The following is a 20,360-nucleotide window of genomic DNA, read 5'->3' as shown; positions in this document are numbered from 1 at the left end:
GTTTGGCGGTCCCCTCAGTCCCCGAAGCTGATGCCCATGCTCTTGGTGAAGCGCACCAGCTCACCCGCCGGATCCACCCGGCGCTCCTTGCGCGACTCGCTCAAGGGGACCGCGATGATTTCGCCCGCGCGCAGGGCCACCATGTGGTCCCACTGGCCCGCGCTCACCAGGTCCAGCACCTTGCACCCGTAGCGAGTGGCCAGTACCCGGTCCGCCGCGCTGGGGCTGCCCCCGCGCTGGAGGTGGCCCAACACCGTCACGCGAATCTCCGCCTCGATGTGCCGGGCCAGCAGGTCCGCCAGCACCTTCCCCGAGCCGCCGAGCCGCACCACGCCCCGGCCGGGGATGGCCTCCGCCGTGTCCAGCACGGCCAGCTCGCCGCCCTGGGGGAACGCGCCTTCGGAGATGGCGATGATGGAGAAGCTGCGACGGCGGGTGGAGCGGCGGCGGATCTTCTCCACCACGGACTCCACGCTGTACGGAATCTCCGGAATCAGGATGACGTCCGCGCCCCCGGCGATGCCGCTCTCCAGGGTGAGGAAGCCAGCGTGGCGGCCCATGATCTCCACGACCATCACCCGGTCATGGGCCTCGGCGGTGGAGTGCAGCCGATCGAGCGCCTCGGTGACGATGAGCCGCGCGGTGTCGAAGCCGAAGGTCTGATCCGTCCCGGACAGGTCGTTGTCGATGGTCTTCGGACAGCCGACCACCTTGAGCCCCTTCTCCACGAGCCGGTGGGCGATGGACAGCGTCCCGTCGCCGCCCACGGCGATGAGTCCGTCCAGGCCCAGCTCCTCGCAGCGGCGCAGGACCTGATCGGACACGTCCCGCTCCACCCAGTGCCCATCCTCACGGGTCGCGTAGCTGAAGGGGTTGGCCTTGTTGGACGTGCCCAGGATGGTGCCGCCCTTGGGGAGGATGCCGCGGGTGTCCTCCTCGGTGAGCGGGTGGGCGAGCCCTGGCTCCACCAGCCCCATGTAGCCGTTCTCGATGCCCACGAACTCGTAGCCGAATTCGTGCGTGCCCCGCTTCACGAGGCCGCGAATGAGTGCGTTGAGGCCGGGGCAGTCGCCACCGCCGGTCAGGACTCCAAGTCTCATGGGACGGGGCATACAGGTCGGACGCGGGTGTCAGAGGGAGGGTGCTTCACCATGACAGAAACGTCGGACCTGATTGTAGGGGGGGGCCCCCGGGGGTGCAACGCGTGAATCACCGGCCAGGGCTGATTCGCGAGTGGAAACAGGCGTTTTCCTCAGTCCCGCTTCAGGCGGCGGCGCGAGGCCACCCGGTCCAGCAGGGCCTGGAGCCGAGGCTCCGGCTTGTCGGGAAGGGCCCTATCTGTCGGGGATTGTAGGGGCATGGCCTTCGCGAGGCCATAGAGCTCGATCAGCCGCTCCTTGAGCAGCTCGCTGTCCGGGCGTTCCTGGATCGCGCGCCGGTAGCAAGCCGCGGCGCCCGCATAGTCGCCCAGCGCGAAGAGGCGCTCGCCTTCCTGGACGGGGGAGGAAGGGCCCACGGGGAGGGGGATGCTGGCCTCGGCCCGGGCGGCTTCGAGCACCTCCAACTCCGCGGGTTGGAGCAGCTCGCGCGCGTTGGCGAGCTTGAGGGCGAGCGCCTCGTCGTGCGGGAAGGCCCGCACCAGCGACTCGTACAGGCCGAGCGCTTCGGTGAGCTCGCCGCGGCGCAGGGCGCGATCGGCACGTGACTCCATGTCGGCCCTGGCGGCGGGGTTCATCTCCCGGGCAGGTTACCCGCGCCGCGCGGGGATGTCACAACGAACACGCAGGGAGACGCCGCGACAAGGCTCGGATTCCGGGAGGCCACACGCTGTGTCGGAGTGGCCGACACTCAGGCACAGATTCCAGGCGGCTGGATGTGCGGTGCATGTCGCGCGCGCAGACGCCCGAGGCCAGGGAGCCTTGCGAGGGCGGCCACCGCGACTGCGAGGAGACGGGGTGTCCCGGGCTATTTCGCCTCGGTGCGGCGGAAGAACACGTCAGTGTTTTCATTGGTCAGGTCGTCCAGCCAGGCCACGTAGCCATGCGCTCCGCCGCTGGAGGCGAAGACACGTGGCGCGGAAGAGCGCGTCGGCGTGTTGCTCAGGTTCGTCACGGGCGTGAACGACGCGCCCAGGTCACCGCTGGCCCGGTAGAAGATGTCGACCGAGCCGGCGGTGGTGTTCTCCCACGCGACGCGCAGATGCGACTGGGCCGCGGAGAGGCTGACGGAGCCGGAGTATCCGGGGGTGAGGCTCAGGTTGCGTGGCGCGGAGAACGTGGCTCCGTGGTCGTTGCTGGCGCGCAGGAGGATGTCGAAGTTGCCGGGGCTGTCGTCCTGCCACGCCACGAAGACGTGCTGACCCGAAATTTCGAGGTCCGGAGCGAGCGCGAAGCCTTGGCTCCCACTCATGGCTTGGGTGGGCCCAAAGCTCGCTCCCCGGTCGGTGCTGCGGCGGTAGAGGATGGTGCAGGTGTCCGGGAAGAGGTCGTTGCATTCCTCCCAGACCACGTGGACCTTCTGGTCCTTGACGGCGATGCGGGCGAGCAGTGACGGCTGCCCCGAGCCCTCGCCGGCACTGAGGTTGAGACGCGGTGCGAAGGCCGTTCCCTCGTCGGGGCTGGTCCTCACGTACACGTCGGGCCGGTCATCCGCGTCGATGTTGTCGCCCACCATGTAGACGCGATTGTTGGACGCGGTCATCTCCGTCACCCCGGTGCCATGACGGTCATCCAGCGCCAGTGTGGGGCCGAAGGTCATCCCCTTGTCGTGACTCGCGCGGAATTGCTGGGTCGCGGACCGCGGGCCCGTGAGCTCGGTCCATGTCACGTACACATCGCTGTTCTCGGCCGCGAGCCGGGGCGAAAAGCCGTGCGCGGCCAGGGTCACCGCGGGGTCGAAGTTCCTTCCGTTGTCGTGGCTCACGCGGAACTGGATGCCCTGTTCGCGCCAGGCGACGTAGACCTTCTTTCCCTCCGCGACCACGGTGGGGAGGTAGGCGGACCCGGTGTTGTTGCTCAGCCTCAGGGGCGGCTCGAAGCTCTTTCCCTGGTCCGAGCTCCTGCGCAGGTAGACGTGGGTGACGTCCAGGGACGATGTATCACTCCACACGATGTAGACGTTGCTGTCGGCGACGGCTGTCTGGAATTCGAAGTTGAAGGTGGGCGTCCCGCTCAAATTCAGCACCGGACCGAAGGTCTCCTGGAGTCGTGCCGGAACTTCCTGGGCCGCCGCACTCCTGGAGAACAGCACGGTTCCGAACAGCACGCCCCTGAGACATCGGCTCATCGTGCTCGCCATGTTCCCCGTCCCCCTCACCAAAGGCGAGGCGGAGGAATAGGCGCTGGCCGCGTGCGGTGTCACTGAACGGGGGCGCTGTTCGCATGGGAATGGCGAACGGGGAGGCGCCCTGGGAGACGAACGGGCGAGTTCGCCGTGGGATGCCGAGATGGCGCTTGCGGCGGTGCCGATGCGGGGCCAGTGTCGTCCTACTTCGCGGTGCTCACTTCCAGGATGGACCCATGACCTACAAGCCCGACGGCTACACCTCCGCGGCGCCTTATCTCGTAGTGGACGGCGCGAACCGGACCATCGACTTCCTCGTCGAGGTCTTCGGTGCCGAGCGGCTGCGCATGTTTCCCGGGGACGCCGGTAGACTGGCCCATGGTGAGGTACGCATCGGCGACACCGTCATCATGCTGAGCGACGCGGCCAACGGCTGGCCCGTGGTGCCGGCCCATGTCCACGTGTACGTCGCGGACGTGGACCGGATCTACCAGCGCGCGATCGACGCCGGCGCCGTGGCCGTGAAGGCTCCCGTCAACAGTGGGGATGGGGACAAGCGCGGTGGTTTCCGCGACGCCGGTGGCACCACGTGGTGGGTGTCGACTCAAGAGGCGCGTTGACGGGAGCCTGGAGGCCCGGGCTCGTCCGCGTGCTTGTGCTCCTTCATGACGGCGGAGCCTGTGCGCGGCCGAGTCGCCCGTAGGGACGTCCGGCGTTCCTACCCTCTTGGCTGAACCCATTCAGCAGAGGGATTCGTCATGCTCCACCCAGCACGACACCGGCACTCCATTCACTGCATCCTGCCGCCCTACCTGGCTCGCTCCATCGCGCAGAACGGCACCAGCGATCAACGTGAGCGGGCCTTGCGGACGCTTTCCACGGATTCGACGTTCCGTGCGCTCCGGCTCGCGGGAAGCAGAACGACCCCATCGACGCTCGTCACCCGTCCCAGGGCCATGATGGTGGAATCCGCGCTGCATCGGACCATCTTCGATTTGAGGAACAGTGAAGCGTTTCCTGGCACGCCCGTTCGCTTCGAGGGACAGGAGGCGACAGACGACATCGCTGTCACTGAGGCCTATGACGGCCTGGGAGACACCTACAACTTCTTCTGGGAGATTTTCGGGCGCAACTCCATCGACGGAGATGGGATGCCGCTGCAGGCCTTCGTCCATTACGGGAACGACTACGACAACGCCTTCTGGGATGGGCGGCGCATGGTGTTCGGCGATGGGGACGGCGACCTCTTCAACCGCTTCACCATCTGCCTGGACATCATCGCGCACGAACTCGCGCACGGTGTCACCGAGGACGAGGGACCGCTCTGGTACTTCCGCCAGGCGGGCGCGCTCAACGAGTCCATGTCCGACGTCTTCGGCTCCCTGGTGCGCCAGATGAAGCTCAATCAGAAGGCGGATGCGGCGGACTGGCTCATCGGCAAGGGCCTCTTCACCGGCAACGTGGAGGGGGTCGCGCTGCGCTCCATGAAGAATCCGGGGACGGCCTTCGATGATGACGTGCTGGGCAAGGACCCTCAGCCCGGGCACATGAAGGACTACGTCCGTACGTGGGAGGACAACGGGGGTGTGCACATCAACTCCGGAATCCCCAACCGGGCGTTCTACCTGGTTGCGTCGCACCTGGGCGGCTACGCCTGGGAGCGGGCGGGGCGCATCTGGTACGACGCCATTCGCGACTCACACATCAAGCCCGACATGGGCTTCCTCGACTTCGCGCGCATCACCGTGATGTCCGCGACGCGCTTGTTCGGCGCGGGAGAGGAGGAGGACGCGGTCCGGGAGGCCTGGGAGCAGGTGGGCATCCGCGTCGCACGGTCGGGTGTCCGCATGCCCGCGTTCGTCGGCGCCGTCACCCAGCCCTCGGCACAAGCGGGGCGCGCCCCCAGGGCGTAAGGGCTGCGTCGCGGCTGCCATGCGTATCGAACTCAAGCGCGAAGGTGGGCCGGCCTACTTCCCTGGGCTGGCTCGGCCAAGAGTGGTGGACCTGACGAGCCTGCCTCCAGAGCAGGCGGAGGCGCTGCGGCAAAGCGTCCAGGCCGCCCGCTTCTTCGAACTGCCTCCCGTTGTGGGCACCCTGCCTCCAGGCGCCGCGGATGCCCGCCGGTTCACCCTGACCGTGGAGGAGGAGGGACGGCGGCATACCGTCCAGTTCATCGAGCCCGTGGAGGAGCCACGGCTTCATGACCTGCTGGAGCAGGTGACGAAGGCGGAGAGGGCGCAGCGCCGCGGCGCTCGGCCAGGCACGCCTGGGTGAGGCACCGTGCCGGGTCGAAGACAGCGATTGGCCGGCGTGCCCGGGCAGGTATTCTCCCCGCGATGCGTATGAACCGTTCCCTGGTCTTCTGCCTCTTGCTGACCGCCTGTGCGACCACGCCGCGCGAACCCGCCTCCGTTGCGGAGGCGTATGCCCGCGCCCTCGAGGAAGGACGCGTCGGGGACGCGTTCGCGCTGACGGTGAGTGGGCCCGAGGAGGAGGCGGCGTTCCTGGAGCGCTACTCGGATCCCGGGGCTCGCAGCGCGCGGGCCGCGGACGTCCGCGCCGGCGCGCCGCTCCTCGAGGCGCGAGCGCCCTCCCTGACGGTCGCGCAGTCCACTCAGGGGTGGCGTGTCGTCGAGGCCCGGCCCGCGGATGTGCCTCGGGCCGCCCTTCGCCAATTCATCGACAGCGTGGAGGCCCGTGACTGGAAGGCCGCCTGGGGCCAGCTCGCCGGGCCCTTGCGAGCGCGTTACACACCGGAGCGCCTTCGCGAGGATTTCGAGCGCGAACCGCTTGCAAAGGAGCGTCTCCGCCGTGCCCGGCTCGCACTCAATACGCATGTCCGCGTCGGCGCGGGAGAGGCCGTGTTCCCGCTGGGCGACGAACGCGCCGTTCGGCTGGTGCTCGAAGAGGGGGAGTACCGGATCGCGGCGCTCGAGTGAGGCCAGCGCCCATGCTCAGCGCGTGAACTCCAGCGCCAGCTTCTCCAGCAGTTCCTTCGTGCCCGCTTCGCGGCCACGGATCGCGTCCTGTCCGCCCTCGAAGTACGCGCCCTGCTCGGTATAGGACATGCGCGTCTTGTCGCCCTCGGCGGTGAACTGCACTGTCACCAGCGACGAGGAGATGCGCTTGCCTGCGATGGTCATCGTGTAGGCGAAGACGATGCGCTCGTTGGGGATGATGTCCGTGTAGAGCGTGTCGTTGCCAATCTCCGGGCCTCCCTGGAACCGGAAGACACCGCCCTCGCGGCCTCCCGCCTGGAAGTTCAGCTCGTAGCGGCCAACCTCCCAGCCCTCGCCCTCGACGAACCAGCGGCGGCGGATTTCAGGGTTCTCAAACGCGTTGAACACGCGGGGAACGGGGGCGTTGAAGACGCGGTCGATGGTGAAGGTGCTGTGAACGACGGTCATGGCTTGTCTCCAGAGGGTGGGGTGGGTTCTTCGGACAGCAGGGCTTCGAGCCGATCGAACTTCCGCTCGATGAGGCTCTTTCGATCGGCAATCCACTGCTCGGCCACCTGGAAGCCCTTGGGCTCCAGCCGGCACGAGCGCACGCGGCCAACCTTCTCGGTCGTCACGAGGCCGCTCTCCTCGAGCACTTGAAGGTGCTGGACGACGGCCGCGAGCGAGATGCCAAGCGGCTTGGCGAGGGCACTCACCGAGGCGGGTCCATTGCCCAGGGTTTCGACCATCGCTCGGCGCGTGGGGTCCCCCAGGGCGTGGAAGACCCGGTCGATGTCCGATTGGTTAGGCACGGACTTAAGTATTGGGATGTGGGGTTTGATTGTCAAGTCGATGCTTAAGTATTGGCGGAAGTCGATGCGCCTGGCCGCCCGCTCGGGCCGGGTACGAGAGGCAGGGCGTTACGGCGGGGCGGGCACGTAGCGCCGGCTGGGTGTGCCCTCGTAGCCGTTGCAAGGACCCGGTGACCTGCCAGTAGCGGCGGTGTCAGCACCTCAAGGCATGACAGAGCCGCGAATGCGCCCCCCGCAGGTGTCGTAGCGGCCATCCGGCACGTTCACCGCGTGCCCCCTGCGTTTGATCGCGGCACCGGCGGCGCCGCCAATCGACGCACCGAGTCCACCACACGCTCCCGCGGGTTCTCCGGGCTGGCCAAAGCCCCCGCTGCATACACGCCGTTGTTCGTCGCGAGCACATGGCCGGAGCAGTTGTCCTGTGGCGGCGCCGCGGCACCCTCCGAGGGCGCTCCCAGGGGCGACGGACCTTCCGGAGGCGACGCGTTCCCCTCCAAGGCGCCACTGTCCGGTCCCGGCGCGCATGACATCAGCAATCCGGCCAGGACCCAGGTCATGCGACGCGTCCGACTTCCGCCAATGTCATTCATGCGCGGCCTCCCAGGGCTGGGTGCAGTCCTGTGTCTGGAACGGATAGGCTGATTATTCATGTCTTGCCCGAGATGCGACTCGCACGAATGTCCTTGCGAGCGAGCGCTTTCGGACAGCCGGATTCGGCACTCCGGGTCAGTCTCCATCGTCAGCCCAGCCCGCAGGGCCACACGCCGTGCGTTGTGGTCGCGAGGCCACCCGGCTTCCGGGCGGGCGCGGGCGTGGGGGGATGACTATGATGCCTCGGTGCACGCCACCTTCCTGGCCGTCGGACTGCTGACGCTGCCGGGCGCGCTCGGAACGGAGCTGCGCCGGGATGGCTATTCGTTTCGCCCACCGAAGGGCTTCCACATGGTGCGGTGGGAGCAGTACGCCGGCTCGCGCGTGGGCGCGGTGGCGCTGGACCCGGACGCGCCGCGCGCCTTGTCGGCGGCCCTCACCGACGGTGAGGGCCCGGACGCCGCCACGCTGCTCGTGTCCGTGGTGGGGCGCGGCTTCAGCGCGAGCCCCTCTGACCGGGAAGAGTTCGCGTCCGCGGTGATGCAGCACTACCAGCGCGAGCTGGGGCTCTCGCTCGCCGCGGAACGCGTGGAGCGCCTGGGCGGGGTGACACCGCGTGTGGAGGTGCTGGGGACGCTGCGCGAGGCAGGGCAGGTCCGCACGGTGCTCGTCGCGGGGCTGGCCTCGGAGGGGAGCACGCCGTGGTGATGGTCAGCGCGCCCGCGGTGCGGTGGCAGGCGCTGGAGCCGCAAGTGCGCGCCTCGCTGGAGACCTTCCGCCACGAGCCGTCAAGCGCGGGTGGCCCCGTCCCACGCCGGGTGCTGGGCGCGCTGGCGGGAAGCCTGGCCGGAGCGCTGGTCGTCTCGTACACGGCGTGGCGCCGGCGGCGGCTGCGTCACGCGGCGGGCAACCTCACGTCGTAGCCCCGCGTGGACGGTCAGTGCACGGAGAGGAACACCCGGGCCTGCGGGATTCCGCGTGAGACGGTATCGAAGTCGCGGAAGAAGCTGTTTCGCTCGAAGAAGGTGAAGCTGGCACCCAGGCCCAGGTTGGCGAACAACGGCACGTCCAGCAGCAAGGTGCCCTCATGCACCAGGTGGTTGCCGTCCGCGCCGTTGAGCGTGTGCAACCACGTGCTGCCCGCGTACAGCTTGAGGTACTCCCAGGGCCAGCGCCCGTAGGACGCCTCGAAGTGGAAGCCCAGGCCCGGGCCATAGTCGTAGTCGCGGCCCATCATGTCCGCGTACTCGGAGGTGATGCCCGCGAGCACCACGCCTCGCAGATGAAGCGCCAGGCGCAGCTCACGGCCCTCCTGCGTCAGGTACCGGTACACGAGCCCCGCGCCGATCGACTGACCGCCCAGCTCGTAGGCCTGCGTGTCGTTGTAGTCGAAGTGCTGGAAGGCGCCCAGCAGCACGCGCTCGTTCCCACCGTTCTCCAGCGGGAGCATCGCCAGCGCGCCATTCACCTCGGCGCGGCTGATGAGTCGGTTTTCGCCGGTGGTGAACTGCACGCCCATGTTGAAGGCGTCGAAGGGCGCGTCCACCGGGAAGCGCAGGGCATCGCCGTAGCGCAGGTCCAGCTCCGCGAAGAACTGGTTCAGCGTCGTGCCCGCGTCGATGTTCAGGTAGCCGGTGCGCGTCAGCACGGCGAACACGGGCGGCTGCCAGTCCTCCGGGGTGGGCGCGCTGCGCCAGGCATCCCCGCGCACCGCGCGGTTGAAGCCTCGGATGGGATTGAGCAACCCCGCGCTCACCTCGCGGGCGACGCGCTGGGTTCCCGTGGCGCGCTGGTCCAGCAGCATGGAGGACAGCCGGTAGATGACCTCTCCTTGGGCCCACCCACCCATCGTGGTGTTGATGAGGTCGTTGAAGGAGGGCAGATGGTTCTCGCCGAATAACTCCCACTGGAGGCTGCCCACCAGGGTGAAGCCCATGGCGCCCCAGTAGTTGAAGCCGTGGTCCCGGGCGGCGTTGAAGTACGTGCTGCCGTGGTAGGGGTGCGCGAACTGATTGGTACTGAAATCATCCCTGTCCCAGGCGAACCCCATTTCGAGGTTCGTTCGCCAGGCGTCCAGGCCGACCCGGGCAAAGTCCTTGTTCATGATGTATCGGTTGAAGCCCCACACCGTGAGGTTGATGGCCGTCACTTCGCCCAGGGCCCACCAGAACTGGCGGGGCCGGGGAGGTAGGGCGGCGGCCTCCTCGTCCTCGGCGCGTGGCGCATCCGCGGGCAACTCCGCCGCTTGGGCGAGCGAGGGCAGCAGGGACACCAGCAGTGCCACCTTCCGCCATCGCGCCGCGGGGCAGCGCCGGCCGCACCACTGGCTGTGACGCATGCCGGCTCCCCCACCCGAAGGGCGAAGATGGGGACCCCGCGCGCGGTGCGACCATGGACCGGCGGCGCGGGCCCGCGTCGGTGGGTGGACGGACCGCCCGGTCGCCTGCCGGCGCGGGACATGCGGCTGCACGTCCGTCGGAGAGCGCGGTGGGGTAGGGTGCGCCGCATCCATGTTCGCCTTCATCCTCGCAGCGGTGCTCACGCAGTCGCCGGTCGTGCCGGCGGAGCCGAGCCCGCCTCCCGCACCGGCACCCCCGAAGCCGTGCCCGCCGTGCCCTTGAGCGCGCTGCCACCCGCCACGCACGAGCTGTTCCAGCGCATCGAGGGGCAGGTCGCGCAGGTGCGCATCATCGAGCGGCGCTCCGGCACGCGCTCGTCCATCGGCTCGGCCTTCTTCGTGTCGGCCGCCGGGCACGCGGTGACGAACTACCACGTGATTTCCGACGTGGTCATCCACCCGGAGGACTACACGGCGGAGCTGGTCTTGAAGGGCGGCGCAGAGCCCGTGCCGGTGCGCCTGGTGGACGTGGACGTGGTGCACGACCTGGCCATCATCCAGACGGCCACCCCGGTGCAGAGCTTCTTCGACCTGGACGACCGCGAGCCGCCGCAGGGCGCGCGCCTGTTCGCCATGGGCAATCCGCGCGACCTGGGCACCACCATCGTGGAGGGGACGTACAACGGCTTCATCCACGACGCGCTCTATGAGCGGCTGCACTTCAGCGGGGCCATCAATCCGGGCATGAGCGGCGGCCCCACGCTCACGGGCGAGGGCCGCGTGGTGGGCGTCAACGTGGCGACCATGGGCAACCAGGTGGGCTTCCTGGTGCCGGTGAAGCACGCGCGCGCGCTGCTGGCCCGCGCGCTGGAAGCCAAGGACTCCGGCGCGCAGGCCCTGCTGGACACCGTGCGCGCGCAGCTCCTGGACAATCAGCAGCGCGTCACCGAAAGGCTGCTGGGCGCGCCCGTGCCGCAGCAGACGCTGGGCAGCTACCGCGTGCCGGGGCGCTGGGGCACGTTCCTCAAGTGCTGGGGGGATACGCCGCATGACCCCGAGGTGCCGTACACGGTGACGAACTACCAGTGCTCGTCGGAGGAGGACATCTTCGTGTCCTCGCGCCACCGGACGGGCGTGGTGGCCTTCCTGCATCAACACGCCACCAGCCAGAAGCTGGGGGCGCTGCGCTTCTCCGCGCTCTACAGCGCGCTCTTCTCACAGGACCCGGAAGCGGTGGAGGCCACGCGGCAGGACGTCACCAACTACCGCTGCCAGTCGGAGTTCGTGGACGTGGCGGGCCTGCCCGTCCGCGCCGCGCTGTGCATGCGTGCCTACCGGAAGTTCCCCGGCCTCTATGACCTGGTGCTGCGCGCGGCCACGCTCAATGCCAGCACCAGCGGCGTGGACACGTCGCTCACGCTGGCGGGCTTCACCGCGGACAATGGCCGCAAGCTGGCGCGCCGCTACCTGGAGGGGCTGTCGTGGATGAAGTAATCTTCCTGGAGGTGTTGGAAGGGGACTCCGTCCAGGCCCGTCATCGCCTGGAGCGCTTCCCCGTCAACGTCGGCCGGGGTTACGGCAACGACGTCATCCTGGATGACCCGAAGGTCTCCGCCGAGCACCTGCGCATCGAGCGCCGCGAGGACGGCACGCTGGTGCTGCGCGACGTGGGCAGCCAGAACGGCACCTACCGCGTGGAGCCCTGGGCGCAGCTGGCCGAGCTGGAGCTGGCCACGGATACCCGCGTGTCCGTGGGGGACACGGTGCTGCGCTTCCGCGCGCGCGGTCACCCGGTGGAGAAGACCGTCGTGGCGGCGGCGCCCACCGCGCCGAGGCCGCGCGTGTTCGAGCAGCCCCGCTACTTCTCCCTGGCCCTGCAGGCCCTGCTGGGCGCCAGCCTGCTGGAAGGCTACCGGCCAACTACGGGCGCACGGACTGGGGAGAGCTGACGGTGGCGCTGGTGGTGCCGCTGGGCATCACCTTCCTGTGGGCGGGGGCTGGTCGGTGGCGAGCCGCATCGCCCGGCGCCAGTTCCACTACCGCACGCATGCCACCGTGGCCGCGCTGGTGCTGCTGGGCTCCGTCGTCATCCAGCCGCTGCTCACGTTGGTGGGCTTCAGCCTGGGGGTGAGCGGCAACCTGGCCTGGGCCCACCACGTCGCCTTCTTGTCGCTGATGGCCTGGGGGCTCTACTGGCACCTGCGCTACGTGACGCGCTGGGAGCCGGAGCGGCTCATCCGGGTCATCGCCGTCGTCACGCTGTCGTTTGGCGCGCTGTCGCGGGCGGATGAATGGCTGGGCAACGAGTCCTTCAGCACGGAGCTGGGCTTCCGCCGGTCGCTCCTGCCGCCGGCCTTCCGGCTGGTGGGCTCCGAGCCCATGGATGACTTCTTCTCCGACGCCGTGAAGGTCCAGGAACAGGTGGACGCGCTGGCGCGCGACCCGTGAGCCGCCAGGGGCCGGAAGGACGTCACGGGCGGGACGGTGGATGTCAGACCGGGCAGGTAGGAATGCCCGGATGGACGTCCATCAGGAGTTGAGGCCTGTCATCGGTGCCCGGTGGTCGCAGGTCCGGGGCGCGCAAGGGGATCGGCTCGCGGCCAGACACCGGGACGGTGGGCTGACGCGGGTCTTCGTGGCGCCGGACCTGGCGTCCTTCCGGGTGGTGGCGCGGGGGCTGCTGGCGCGGGGCGAACCTCCAGCGCGGGTGCACTTCGAGGAGACGCGTGGACGCCAGGGCATGTGGCCGGAGGCCGCGCGCTGGGAGGCCTGGGGGCGCGCCGCGTCCGGGGTGCCTCGGGACTTCGTGGGGCTGGCGCAGAAGGTGGTGTGCCACCGTGAGCCGGCGCGCTGGGCGCTGTTGTACCGCGTGCTGTGGCGGCTGACCCATGGAGAGCCGTCGCTGCTGGAGTGGCACGACGACGCGGACGTGCGGCGGCTGCGGTGGCTGGAGCAGGCGGTGCGGCGGGACACGCAGGCGTTGATGGCGGCCTTGCGCTTCCGCCGGGTGTGGCGGGACGGGCGCGAACACCATGTCGCGTGGTACCGGCCCGAACACCTCATCGTCCGGGACGTGGCGCCGTTCCTCGTGCGCCGCTTCCCGCACTTCTCCTGGAGCCTGTTCACGCCAGACACCTGGGCGCATTGGGACCGGGAGCGGTTGACCTTCGAGGAAGGTGGGGCGCTGCCGGAGTGGGCGCGCGCTCGGGTAGAATTGGCGGCGTCCCATTCTCCCCCACGGGCGGACGTGGAGCGCGCGTCCTTGCTGCTGGTGGGGGCTTCCCCCGTGGACATCGCGGAGCCGCCTTTCGCGGGTTCCGCGGGAGCGCTCCTGGAGGTCGTGTTGGGCCGCGCGGGGCTCACGCGTTCCAGTCGCCGGGTGGTGCGGCCGTGCGGGGACGGATGCCGCTCGCGGCACGGGGTGTTCCCTCCGACGGCGCGGGGGAAGGGCGCACCTGCCGTCATGGGCTGGAGGGCGTGGTGGCGGAGGTCCGCCCGCGGATGATCATCGCGCTGGGGCCCGTGGCGGCGCAGGCCTTCCTGGGGGTGGGGTTCCGCATGCACCTGAGCCGGGGGCAGCTGTTGGACACGCGGTGGGCGGAGGGCTGGATGGCCACGTTCGACCCCGAAGCGGTGCTTCGGCTTCCAGAAGGCCGGGCACGGGCGGAGGCGCGCATCCACTTCGAAGCGGATCTCCGGTCGGCGGCGGCGTGGTTGCGGCAGCGGCTCACGGGTGAAGCGCGGGCCCGGCGCGTGGAGGGTCCATGACGCCGCGGGCCCGGGTGCATCTCGCCTGTGTCAGCGCCCCGCCGACTCGGCCCTGCGCTCAGAGTCCACGCACGGCGTGAGGCTGGTAGGGGCCTCCAAGGCCTTCACCTCGTCGGCGGTCAGCTTGAGGTCCACCGCGCGCACCGCGTCCTCCAGGTGCTCCAGCTTCGTGGCGCCGATGATGGGCGCCGTCACCGCGGGGCGCGAGAGGAGCCAGGCCAGGGCCGTCTGCGCGGGAGGCACGTTGCGCTTCTCCGCGACACTCCGGTTCGCTTCCGCCACGTCCCAGTCACTGGCCTGGTCATAGAGCATGGGTGACAGCGTGTCCGACTTCGCCCGCGTGGTGGCGTCCCGGTCCTTCAGCGACTTGCGAGAGCCCGCGAGCAGGCCGCGGGCCAGCGGCGACCAGGGGATGACGCCAATGCCCTCGGCTTCGCACAGGGGCAGCATCTCCCGCTCCTCCTCGCGGTAGACGAGGTTGTAGTGGCCCTGCATGGACACGAAGCGCGTCCAGCCGCGCAGGTCCGCGACCCCCAGCGCCCGCGCGAACTGCCACGCATACGCGGAGGACGCGCCCAGGTAGCGCACCTTGCCCTGGCGCACGAGCTGGTCCAGGGCGGCCAGCGTCTCCTCCAGCGGCGTGTTCGGGTCCATCCGGTGAATCTGGTAGAGGTCGATGGCCTCCACGCCCAGCCGCTTCAGGCTGGCCTCGCAGCCCTGGACGATGTGCTTGCGCGACAGGCCCCGCATGTTCTGCCCGTCCCCCATGGGGAAGTAGACCTTGGTGGCCAGCACCACCTCGTCCATGCGCGCGTAACGGCGAAGGGCCCGGCCCGTGATTTCCTCGCTCGCGCCCAGTGAATACATGTCCGCGGTGTCGAAGAAGTTGATGCCCAGCTCCACCGCCCGGCGGAAGAACGGCTGCGCGGCTTCTTCATCCAGCACCCAGGGGCGCCACTTGGGTGTGCCGTAGCTCATGCAGCCCAGGCCGAGACGAGACACACGAAGACCCGTGCGTCCGAGGTTGGTGTATTTCATTCCGTTGGTTCCTCATTCATTCAGCGTGGATGGCGGCACGCCTCGTTGTGTCACTGGGCGTGTCATGGCTCATACCGTGGAAGTCCGAGGCGCGCGCGTACCAGGCCTTTTCTGGTTACTTGGAATCCGGTAGAAAGATCCGGAATCCAAGGGGCGCTGTTCGGAGCGATGCGGAGCGTGCCCCTCGTGCTTCCAGCAGGGGATGTGACGCGGCGTTCCGGGCGGTGCCTTCAGGCAGTGCTTCGGGACTCTCGACATGCACCTTCCGACCCGCGCCGACCCCGCCTCCGAATTCGTCTGCCCAGAGGATGTCACCCTCATGGATATGTGTCGGGCTCGCGCCGCCGCGCAGCCAGACGACTGGATTTATACGTTTCTCGACGATGCGGGGGAGCAGGCCCTCTCCTATGCGGAGTTGGACGCGAGCGCTCGCGCGGTGGCGGCGCTGCTACAACGACACCTGGCGCCCGGTGAGCGCGCGTTGCTGCTGTACCCGCCGGGCCGTGACTACACGTTGGGCTTCCTGGCGTGTCTCTACGCGGGCGTGGTGGCGGTGCCCGCCTATCCACCGGACCCGATGCGGCTGGGCCGCACCTTGCCCAGGCTCCAGGCGCTGGTGGCGGACTGTGGCGCGCGGGTGGCGCTGACGACTTCCGGCATCGCGGACATGGTGGAGCCCCTCACGCAAGGGGCGCCCGACTTGCGGGCGTTGCGCTGGTTGGCCACGGACTCCGTGTCCCCGCACGAAGCAGCGGCCTGGCGCGCGCCAGTCCTGCGGGGCGACTCGGTGGCGTTCCTGCAATACACGTCGGGCTCGACGGGGACGCCACGAGGCGTGGTGCTGCGGCACCGTCATCTGCTGCACAACTCGTGGTTGATTGCCCGGGGCTTCGACACCCGCCCCCAGCCGGTGGCCGCCCTCTGGCTGCCGCCGTATCACGACATGGGGCTGATTGGAGGACTCATCCAGGCGCTGTACCGCGACATCCCGTCGGTGCTGCTGCCTCCCATGTCCTTCCTCCAGCGCCCGCTGCGGTGGCTGGAGGCGATGTCGCGTTTCGGTGCGACGGTCTGCGGCGCGCCCAACTTCGCGTTCGACTTGTGCGTGCGCAAGACGACGCCCGAACAGCGCGCGGCGCTGGACCTGAGCCGGCTGGAGGTGGCGTTCAGCGGCGCGGAGCCTGTACGCGCGGACACGTTGGAGCGGTTCGTGGAGGCGTTCGCCCCGGCGGGCTTCCGGCGCGAGGCCTTCTATCCCTGCTACGGGCTGGCGGAGGGGACGCTGATCGTCTCGGGAGGGACGCGCTCGGCCGTGCCGGTGGTGCGGCGTTTCGCTCGTGATGGCCTGCTGCGCGGCGAGGCGCGGGCACCCGATGTGGACGCTCCAGCGACGGCGTTGGTGGGATGCGGGCAGGCGCTGGGCGGCCAGGACGTGCGGGTGGTGGACCCGGAAACCGGCCGTCCATGTGCGCCGGGCCGCGTGGGTGAACTCTGGGTGCGCGGTCCGAGCGTGGCGGATGGGTACTGGCAGCGCGCCGACGAAACGGAGCGCACGTTCCATGGCCGGCTGGCGGGTTCGGGGGAGGGTCCGTACCTGCGTACCGGAGATCTGGCGGTCATCGACGGCGGCGAGGTCTTCATCACCGGCCGCTTGAAGGACGTGCTGGTGCTGCGCGGCCTCAACTACTACCCGCAGGACCTAGAGCACGCCGCGGATCGCTGCCATCCCGGCGTGCGTCCCGGGTGCGGTGCCGCGTTCGCGGTGGACGCTGGCGACGAAGAGCGGCTGGTCATCGTGCAGGAGGTCGCCGCGAAGGTCGCCACGCCGGAAGCGGCGGCCGAGGTCGTCGCGAGCATCCGCGCGGCGCTGGGCGAAGCGCATGGCCTGGCCGTCCATGCCGTGGTGCTCATCACCGCGGGGACATTGCCGAAGACGTCGAGCGGCAAGGTGCAGCGGCGCGCCACCCGTGAGGCTTTCCTGGCGGGGACGCTGGACGAGGTGCACGGATGGAAGGAGGACGCCGCGGCGGCGCCCTTGGACATCAAGCCTGACGCGGCACCCGAAGCGGCGGACGTGCTCGCGGTGCTCCGGTCCCGGCTGGCGTCACTGCTTGGCGCGAATGGGCCGGCGCTGAGTGTGGATGTGCCCCTGACGCACCAAGGGCTCGACTCGCTGAGAGCGCTGGAGGTGTTGCACGCCGTGGACGAGGCATGGGGCGTGTCGCCACCCATCACGGCGGTGCTCCAGGGGCAGAGCCTCCGCGAGCTGGCGCGCTGGGTCGAGCGGGCCCGGACCGAGGGCGCCGAGGCGCAACCCGAGGCTCCGGCTGTCATGCCCGGCGACCCCGCGGCCTTTGTTTCCGATGGCCAGCAGGCATTGTGGTTTCTCCAGCGCATGGCTCCGGGGAGCAAGGCCTACCACGTGTCCCAAGCGGTGCGCTTCATCACGCCAGTGGACGCCGGATCGCTTGCGCGCGCGTTCTCCGCGCTCGTTGCCCGTCACCCCGCGTTGTCGTCCGCGTTCCCCGAGGTGCAGGGGGCGCCAGCGAGGAGAACCTGCGTCGCGCCGCCCGAGCTGGCGCGAGTGGAGACGTCCACTTGGACGGATGAAGCGCTGCGTGAGCGGCTCGATGCGGATGCGCGGGAGTCCTTCGACCTGGAGCGGGGCCCACTGGTGCGCGCCCGGCTCTACACCGGTGCGCCACGGGGCGACGTGTTGTTGCTCGCCATGCACCACCTGGTCACGGACTTCTGGTCATTGGAGGTCATCGCGGGGGAGCTGGGCGCGCTCTACACGTCGGAGGTCCGAGGCTCGCCGTCCGGCCTGTCGCCACCGCCGCCACCCGTGGCGCCCATCCTCCTGTCGTTGGCGCGGCGAACCGCGGGCTCGCGGGGCGAAGCGCTCCTGGCCTGGTGGCGTGAGCGCCTGGGGGCGAGCTGCCCGTGTTGGAGCTGCCCACGTCGTTCCCACGACCCAGGCTCCAGTCATTCCGAGGGGCGCAGGTGGCCTTCCGTCTGCCGCGCGAGACGTCCACGCGGCTCAAGGCCCTGGCGCGGACGCACGGCGCCACGCCGTTCATGGTGCTGCTGGCCGGCTACCTGGCGTTCCTGCGGCGCTACTCGGGGCAGGAGGACCTCATCGTCGGTACGCCGACCACGGGCCGCCCGCGAGCGGACCTGTCGCGACAGGTGGGCTACTTCGTCAACCCCGTGGCCCTGCGCGCCCGGGTGCAGCGCACGCTGTCCTTCTCTGGTCTGGTGGCGCGGGTTCGGACCACGGTGTTGGAGGCGCTGGAGCACCAGGAGCTGCCCTTCACGCGGCTCGTCGAGCAGCTCCAGCCGCGGCGTGACCCGTCGCGCGCGCCCATCTTCCAGACGATGTTCGCCCTGCAGTCTCCCCGTCCCGAGAACGAGCTCCTGGGCGCGTTCGCCGTCGGGGCTTCGGGCGCGCGCGCCCGGCTGGGCGAGGACCTGACGGTCGAGTCCGTCCCGCTGAACCATCCCGGCGCCGCCTTCGATGTCGCGCTGATGATGGCGGAGTTGGAAGGGGCCTTCGTGGGGAGGTTGGAGTACTGCGCCGACCTCTTCGACGCCACGACCGCCGAACGGATGGCGCGTCACCTGGGGGCGCTGCTGGATGCCGCCGTGGCGCAGCCGGAGGTGCCGCTGGGGGACCTGCCCCTGTTGGCTCCCGACGAGCGCCGTACCCTGCTGGCGCTGGGGCGGAGGACACAGGACACGCGGGGCGCGCCCGTGCCCGGCATCGTTCACCGAATCGAAGACTGGGCCGCGAAGACGCCGCAGGCGCCTGCGCTCGTCGCGGGCGCGTCGAGCTGGTCCTATCGTGAGGTGGCGGCATGGGTGGCCCGGCTCGCCGCGCGCCTGCGGCGCCACGGTGTCGGGCCGGAGGTCCGTGTCGGCACGCTGCTGGAGCGCGGCAGCCCCGAGCAGGTCGTCGCCTTCCTCGCGATCTTGAAGGCCGGGGGCACGGTGGTGCCCCAGGAGCCTTCGTATCCCCCCGCGCGGGTTGCGTGGACGCTGGAGGACTGCGGCGCGCGCGTGCTGCTGGCCCAGGAACGCTACGCGCAGCGCCTGGCGTTGCCCGAAGGGGTGACGCTGCTGTCATGGGAGGCGCACGGCGAAGGCGACGACCTGCCGGACACGTCCCTGTGGGAAACCGGCGAGCCACCTCCGGACTGCGCGGCCTACATCACCTATACGTCCGGGAGCACGGGCAAGCCCAAGGGCGTGGTGGTGCCGTACCGCGGCGCCGCGCACCTATGCGAGTCGATGGTGTCGGACCTGCCTGTCGGGCCCGGCTCGCGGGTGTTGCAGTTCGCCTCGCCCGCGTTCGACATGTCGGCGTGGGACTACTTCCTGGCGCTGGCCTCGGGAGGCGCGCTGCACCTGTCGCCCGGTGGTCCCCCAGCGGGTGACGCGTTGTACCGGATGTTGCGCGAGCAGCGCATCACCTCGGCGACGTTGCCTCCCCCTGTCGCCGCGCTCCTTCCGGAGGGGCCGCTGCCGGACCTGTCGATGTTCATGGTGGCCGCGGAGGCGTGTCCGGCGAGCCTCGTGGCCCGCTTCGCCGAGGGCCGCGCTTTCTACAACGGCTATGGGCCGACCGAGGTGACGGTGGGCGCGACCTGGGGCGTCATCGCTCCGGATGAAGTGGGGCCGCCCAACATCGGGCGTTCCATGCCCCACGTGGACACCTATGTGCTCGACGAGGCGCTCCAGCCGGTTCCGGTGGGTGTCGCGGGCGAGCTGTACGTCGGCGGGCCGTCGGTGGCCCGTGGCTACCTGGACCGGCCGGACCTCACGGCCGAGCGCTTCATCCCCGACCCCCACGGCGGCGAGCCCGGGGCCCGGCTCTACCGCACGGGGGACATGGCCCGCCGCCGCGCGGATGGAAGGCTGGACTTCGAGGGGCGCGCGGACGCGCAGCTGAAGATCCGTGGCTTCCGCATCGAGCCGGGCGAGGTGGAGACGGCGCTGCGCGAGCTGACCGGCATGCGCCAGGCCCACGTCACCGCGTGGCGTCCTTCGGCGGAGGGCGAGCCGCGGCTGGTCGCGTACGTCGTGCCACCGCCCGGAGACATCCTTCCACCGGGAGAGCTCCGGGCGCGGCTGCGCGAGCAACTCCCTGATCACATGATTCCGGTCGACATCGTCCCGGTGGAGGCGCTCCCGCTGCTGGCCACGGGCAAGGTGGACGTGCGGGCGCTGCCGCGGCCGTCGCTCGTCGTGTCATCTGCGGGCAAGCCTCGCACGCCGCTGGAAGAGACCGTGGCGCGCGCCTGGGCGGAGGCCTTGGGGCTGCCCGCCGTGGACGTGCATGCCCACTTCTTCGACGACCTGGGCGGCAGCTCGCTGTCCGCGGTGCGCGCGTGCTCGCGGCTGGGCGAGGCGCTGGGGCAGGACGTCCCCATCACCCACTTCTTCGAACATCCCACCATCCACGAACTCGCCCGCAGGTTGCAGGTCGAGGCGCGCCCCGAGCCCGCCTCTGACGTGAAGCACCAGTCGCGCGCGGAGGCCCGCCGGCAGGCACTCCAACGGCGCGGAAGGAACCCCCGGGGCCAGGATTGA

General features: G+C 69.9%; 15 protein-coding genes and 3 pseudogenes. 11 read left to right on the top strand and 7 right to left on the bottom strand.

Annotated elements, in window-relative coordinates; genetic code table 11:
• Window positions 1–14: 14 nt before the first annotated feature.
• From QEG98_RS21120 to QEG98_RS21110, 3 genes are all read right to left on the bottom strand, one after another.
• Entirely contained in the window at window positions 15–1,100 is a 1,086-nt protein-coding gene (locus QEG98_RS21120; RefSeq protein WP_186817794.1) for a 6-phosphofructokinase, read from the bottom strand.
• 152 nt (window positions 1,101–1,252) lie between these two features.
• Complete coding sequence (locus QEG98_RS21115; RefSeq protein ID WP_316562589.1) at window positions 1,253–1,735, bottom strand: tetratricopeptide repeat protein; 483 nt, start codon at window positions 1,733–1,735, stop codon at window positions 1,253–1,255.
• A gap of 230 nt (window positions 1,736–1,965) precedes the next feature.
• A complete protein-coding gene (locus tag QEG98_RS21110; protein WP_316562588.1) occupies window positions 1,966–3,264 on the bottom strand; it encodes a sialidase family protein in 1,299 nt (432 codons plus the stop codon).
• A gap of 254 nt (window positions 3,265–3,518) precedes the next feature.
• On the opposite strand from QEG98_RS21110, the gene QEG98_RS21105 reads away from it, so the two are divergent.
• The 4 genes from QEG98_RS21105 (at window position 3,519) to QEG98_RS21090 (ending at window position 6,221) form a co-directional block, all read left to right on the top strand.
• Window positions 3,519–3,902, top strand: coding sequence for a VOC family protein (locus QEG98_RS21105; protein ID WP_316562587.1), 384 nt, complete (start codon window positions 3,519–3,521; stop codon window positions 3,900–3,902).
• Window positions 3,903–4,238: 336 nt separating this feature from the next.
• The gene (locus QEG98_RS21100; protein WP_316562586.1) at window positions 4,239–5,195 is read left to right on the top strand and encodes a M4 family metallopeptidase; all 957 of its coding nucleotides are present in this window, start codon (window positions 4,239–4,241) and stop codon (window positions 5,193–5,195) included.
• A gap of 19 nt (window positions 5,196–5,214) precedes the next feature.
• On the top strand, window positions 5,215–5,556 hold the full coding sequence (locus QEG98_RS21095) for a protealysin inhibitor emfourin (protein WP_141590116.1): 342 nt from the start codon (window positions 5,215–5,217) through the stop codon (window positions 5,554–5,556).
• The gene (locus QEG98_RS21090) at window positions 5,553–6,221 is read left to right on the top strand and encodes a hypothetical protein (protein ID WP_316562585.1); all 669 of its coding nucleotides are present in this window, start codon (window positions 5,553–5,555) and stop codon (window positions 6,219–6,221) included. Before QEG98_RS21095 ends, QEG98_RS21090 begins: the two co-directional genes overlap by 4 nt.
• A gap of 15 nt (window positions 6,222–6,236) precedes the next feature.
• Here the strand turns inward: QEG98_RS21090 and QEG98_RS21085 are convergent, their stop codons facing one another.
• Both QEG98_RS21085 and QEG98_RS21080 read right to left on the bottom strand, forming a co-directional pair.
• The gene (locus tag QEG98_RS21085) at window positions 6,237–6,689 is read right to left on the bottom strand and encodes an SRPBCC family protein (RefSeq protein WP_090490466.1); all 453 of its coding nucleotides are present in this window, start codon (window positions 6,687–6,689) and stop codon (window positions 6,237–6,239) included.
• On the bottom strand, window positions 6,686–7,033 hold the full coding sequence (locus QEG98_RS21080) for a metalloregulator ArsR/SmtB family transcription factor (protein ID WP_316562584.1): 348 nt from the start codon (window positions 7,031–7,033) through the stop codon (window positions 6,686–6,688). The genes QEG98_RS21085 and QEG98_RS21080 overlap by 4 nt, the downstream gene beginning before the upstream one ends.
• A gap of 837 nt (window positions 7,034–7,870) precedes the next feature.
• On the opposite strand from QEG98_RS21080, the pseudogene QEG98_RS21075 reads away from it, so the two are divergent.
• Window positions 7,871–8,547 (top strand): annotated as a pseudogene (locus QEG98_RS21075) (hypothetical protein).
• Window positions 8,548–8,561: 14 nt separating this feature from the next.
• Here QEG98_RS21075 and QEG98_RS21070 read toward each other — a convergent pair.
• Window positions 8,562–9,962, bottom strand: coding sequence for a DUF3943 domain-containing protein (locus QEG98_RS21070; RefSeq protein ID WP_316562583.1), 1,401 nt, complete (start codon window positions 9,960–9,962; stop codon window positions 8,562–8,564).
• Between the two features lie 264 nt (window positions 9,963–10,226).
• Here QEG98_RS21070 and QEG98_RS21065 point away from each other — a divergent pair, with 264 nt between their 5' ends.
• From QEG98_RS21065 to QEG98_RS21050, 4 genes and pseudogenes are all read left to right on the top strand, one after another.
• Window positions 10,227–11,456: a S1C family serine protease gene (locus tag QEG98_RS21065; RefSeq protein WP_410477823.1), complete on the top strand. Its 1,230-nt coding sequence runs from the start codon at window positions 10,227–10,229 to the stop codon at window positions 11,454–11,456.
• A pseudogene (locus tag QEG98_RS21060) lies at window positions 11,444–12,410 on the top strand (FHA domain-containing protein). The gene QEG98_RS21065 and the pseudogene QEG98_RS21060 overlap by 13 nt, the downstream one beginning before the upstream one ends.
• Before the next feature lie 70 nt (window positions 12,411–12,480).
• On the top strand, window positions 12,481–13,467 hold the full coding sequence (locus QEG98_RS21055) for a DUF4130 domain-containing protein (RefSeq protein WP_316562582.1): 987 nt from the start codon (window positions 12,481–12,483) through the stop codon (window positions 13,465–13,467).
• A complete protein-coding gene (locus QEG98_RS21050; RefSeq protein ID WP_316562581.1) occupies window positions 13,440–13,730 on the top strand; it encodes a hypothetical protein in 291 nt (96 codons plus the stop codon). The genes QEG98_RS21055 and QEG98_RS21050 overlap by 28 nt, the downstream gene beginning before the upstream one ends.
• A gap of 30 nt (window positions 13,731–13,760) precedes the next feature.
• Here QEG98_RS21050 and QEG98_RS21045 read toward each other — a convergent pair whose 3' ends face one another.
• Window positions 13,761–14,708 carry an aldo/keto reductase gene (locus tag QEG98_RS21045; RefSeq protein WP_316562580.1) on the bottom strand — a complete coding sequence of 316 codons (948 nt, stop codon included), beginning with the start codon at window positions 14,706–14,708 and terminating at the stop codon, window positions 13,761–13,763.
• Window positions 14,709–15,024: 316 nt separating this feature from the next.
• Here QEG98_RS21045 and QEG98_RS42030 point away from each other — a divergent pair.
• Both QEG98_RS42030 and QEG98_RS42025 read left to right on the top strand, forming a co-directional pair.
• Window positions 15,025–19,773: pseudogene (locus QEG98_RS42030) on the top strand (amino acid adenylation domain-containing protein); the annotation flags it as partial.
• A gap of 8 nt (window positions 19,774–19,781) precedes the next feature.
• Window positions 19,782–20,360: a phosphopantetheine-binding protein gene (locus QEG98_RS42025; protein WP_410478078.1), complete on the top strand. Its 579-nt coding sequence runs from the start codon at window positions 19,782–19,784 to the stop codon at window positions 20,358–20,360.

The sequence above is a fragment of the Myxococcus sp. MxC21-1 genome, assembly GCF_032612255.1.
Classification (GTDB): Bacteria; Myxococcota; Myxococcia; order Myxococcales; family Myxococcaceae; genus Myxococcus; species Myxococcus virescens.
This window is presented reverse-complemented; position numbering and strand designations above follow the sequence as displayed.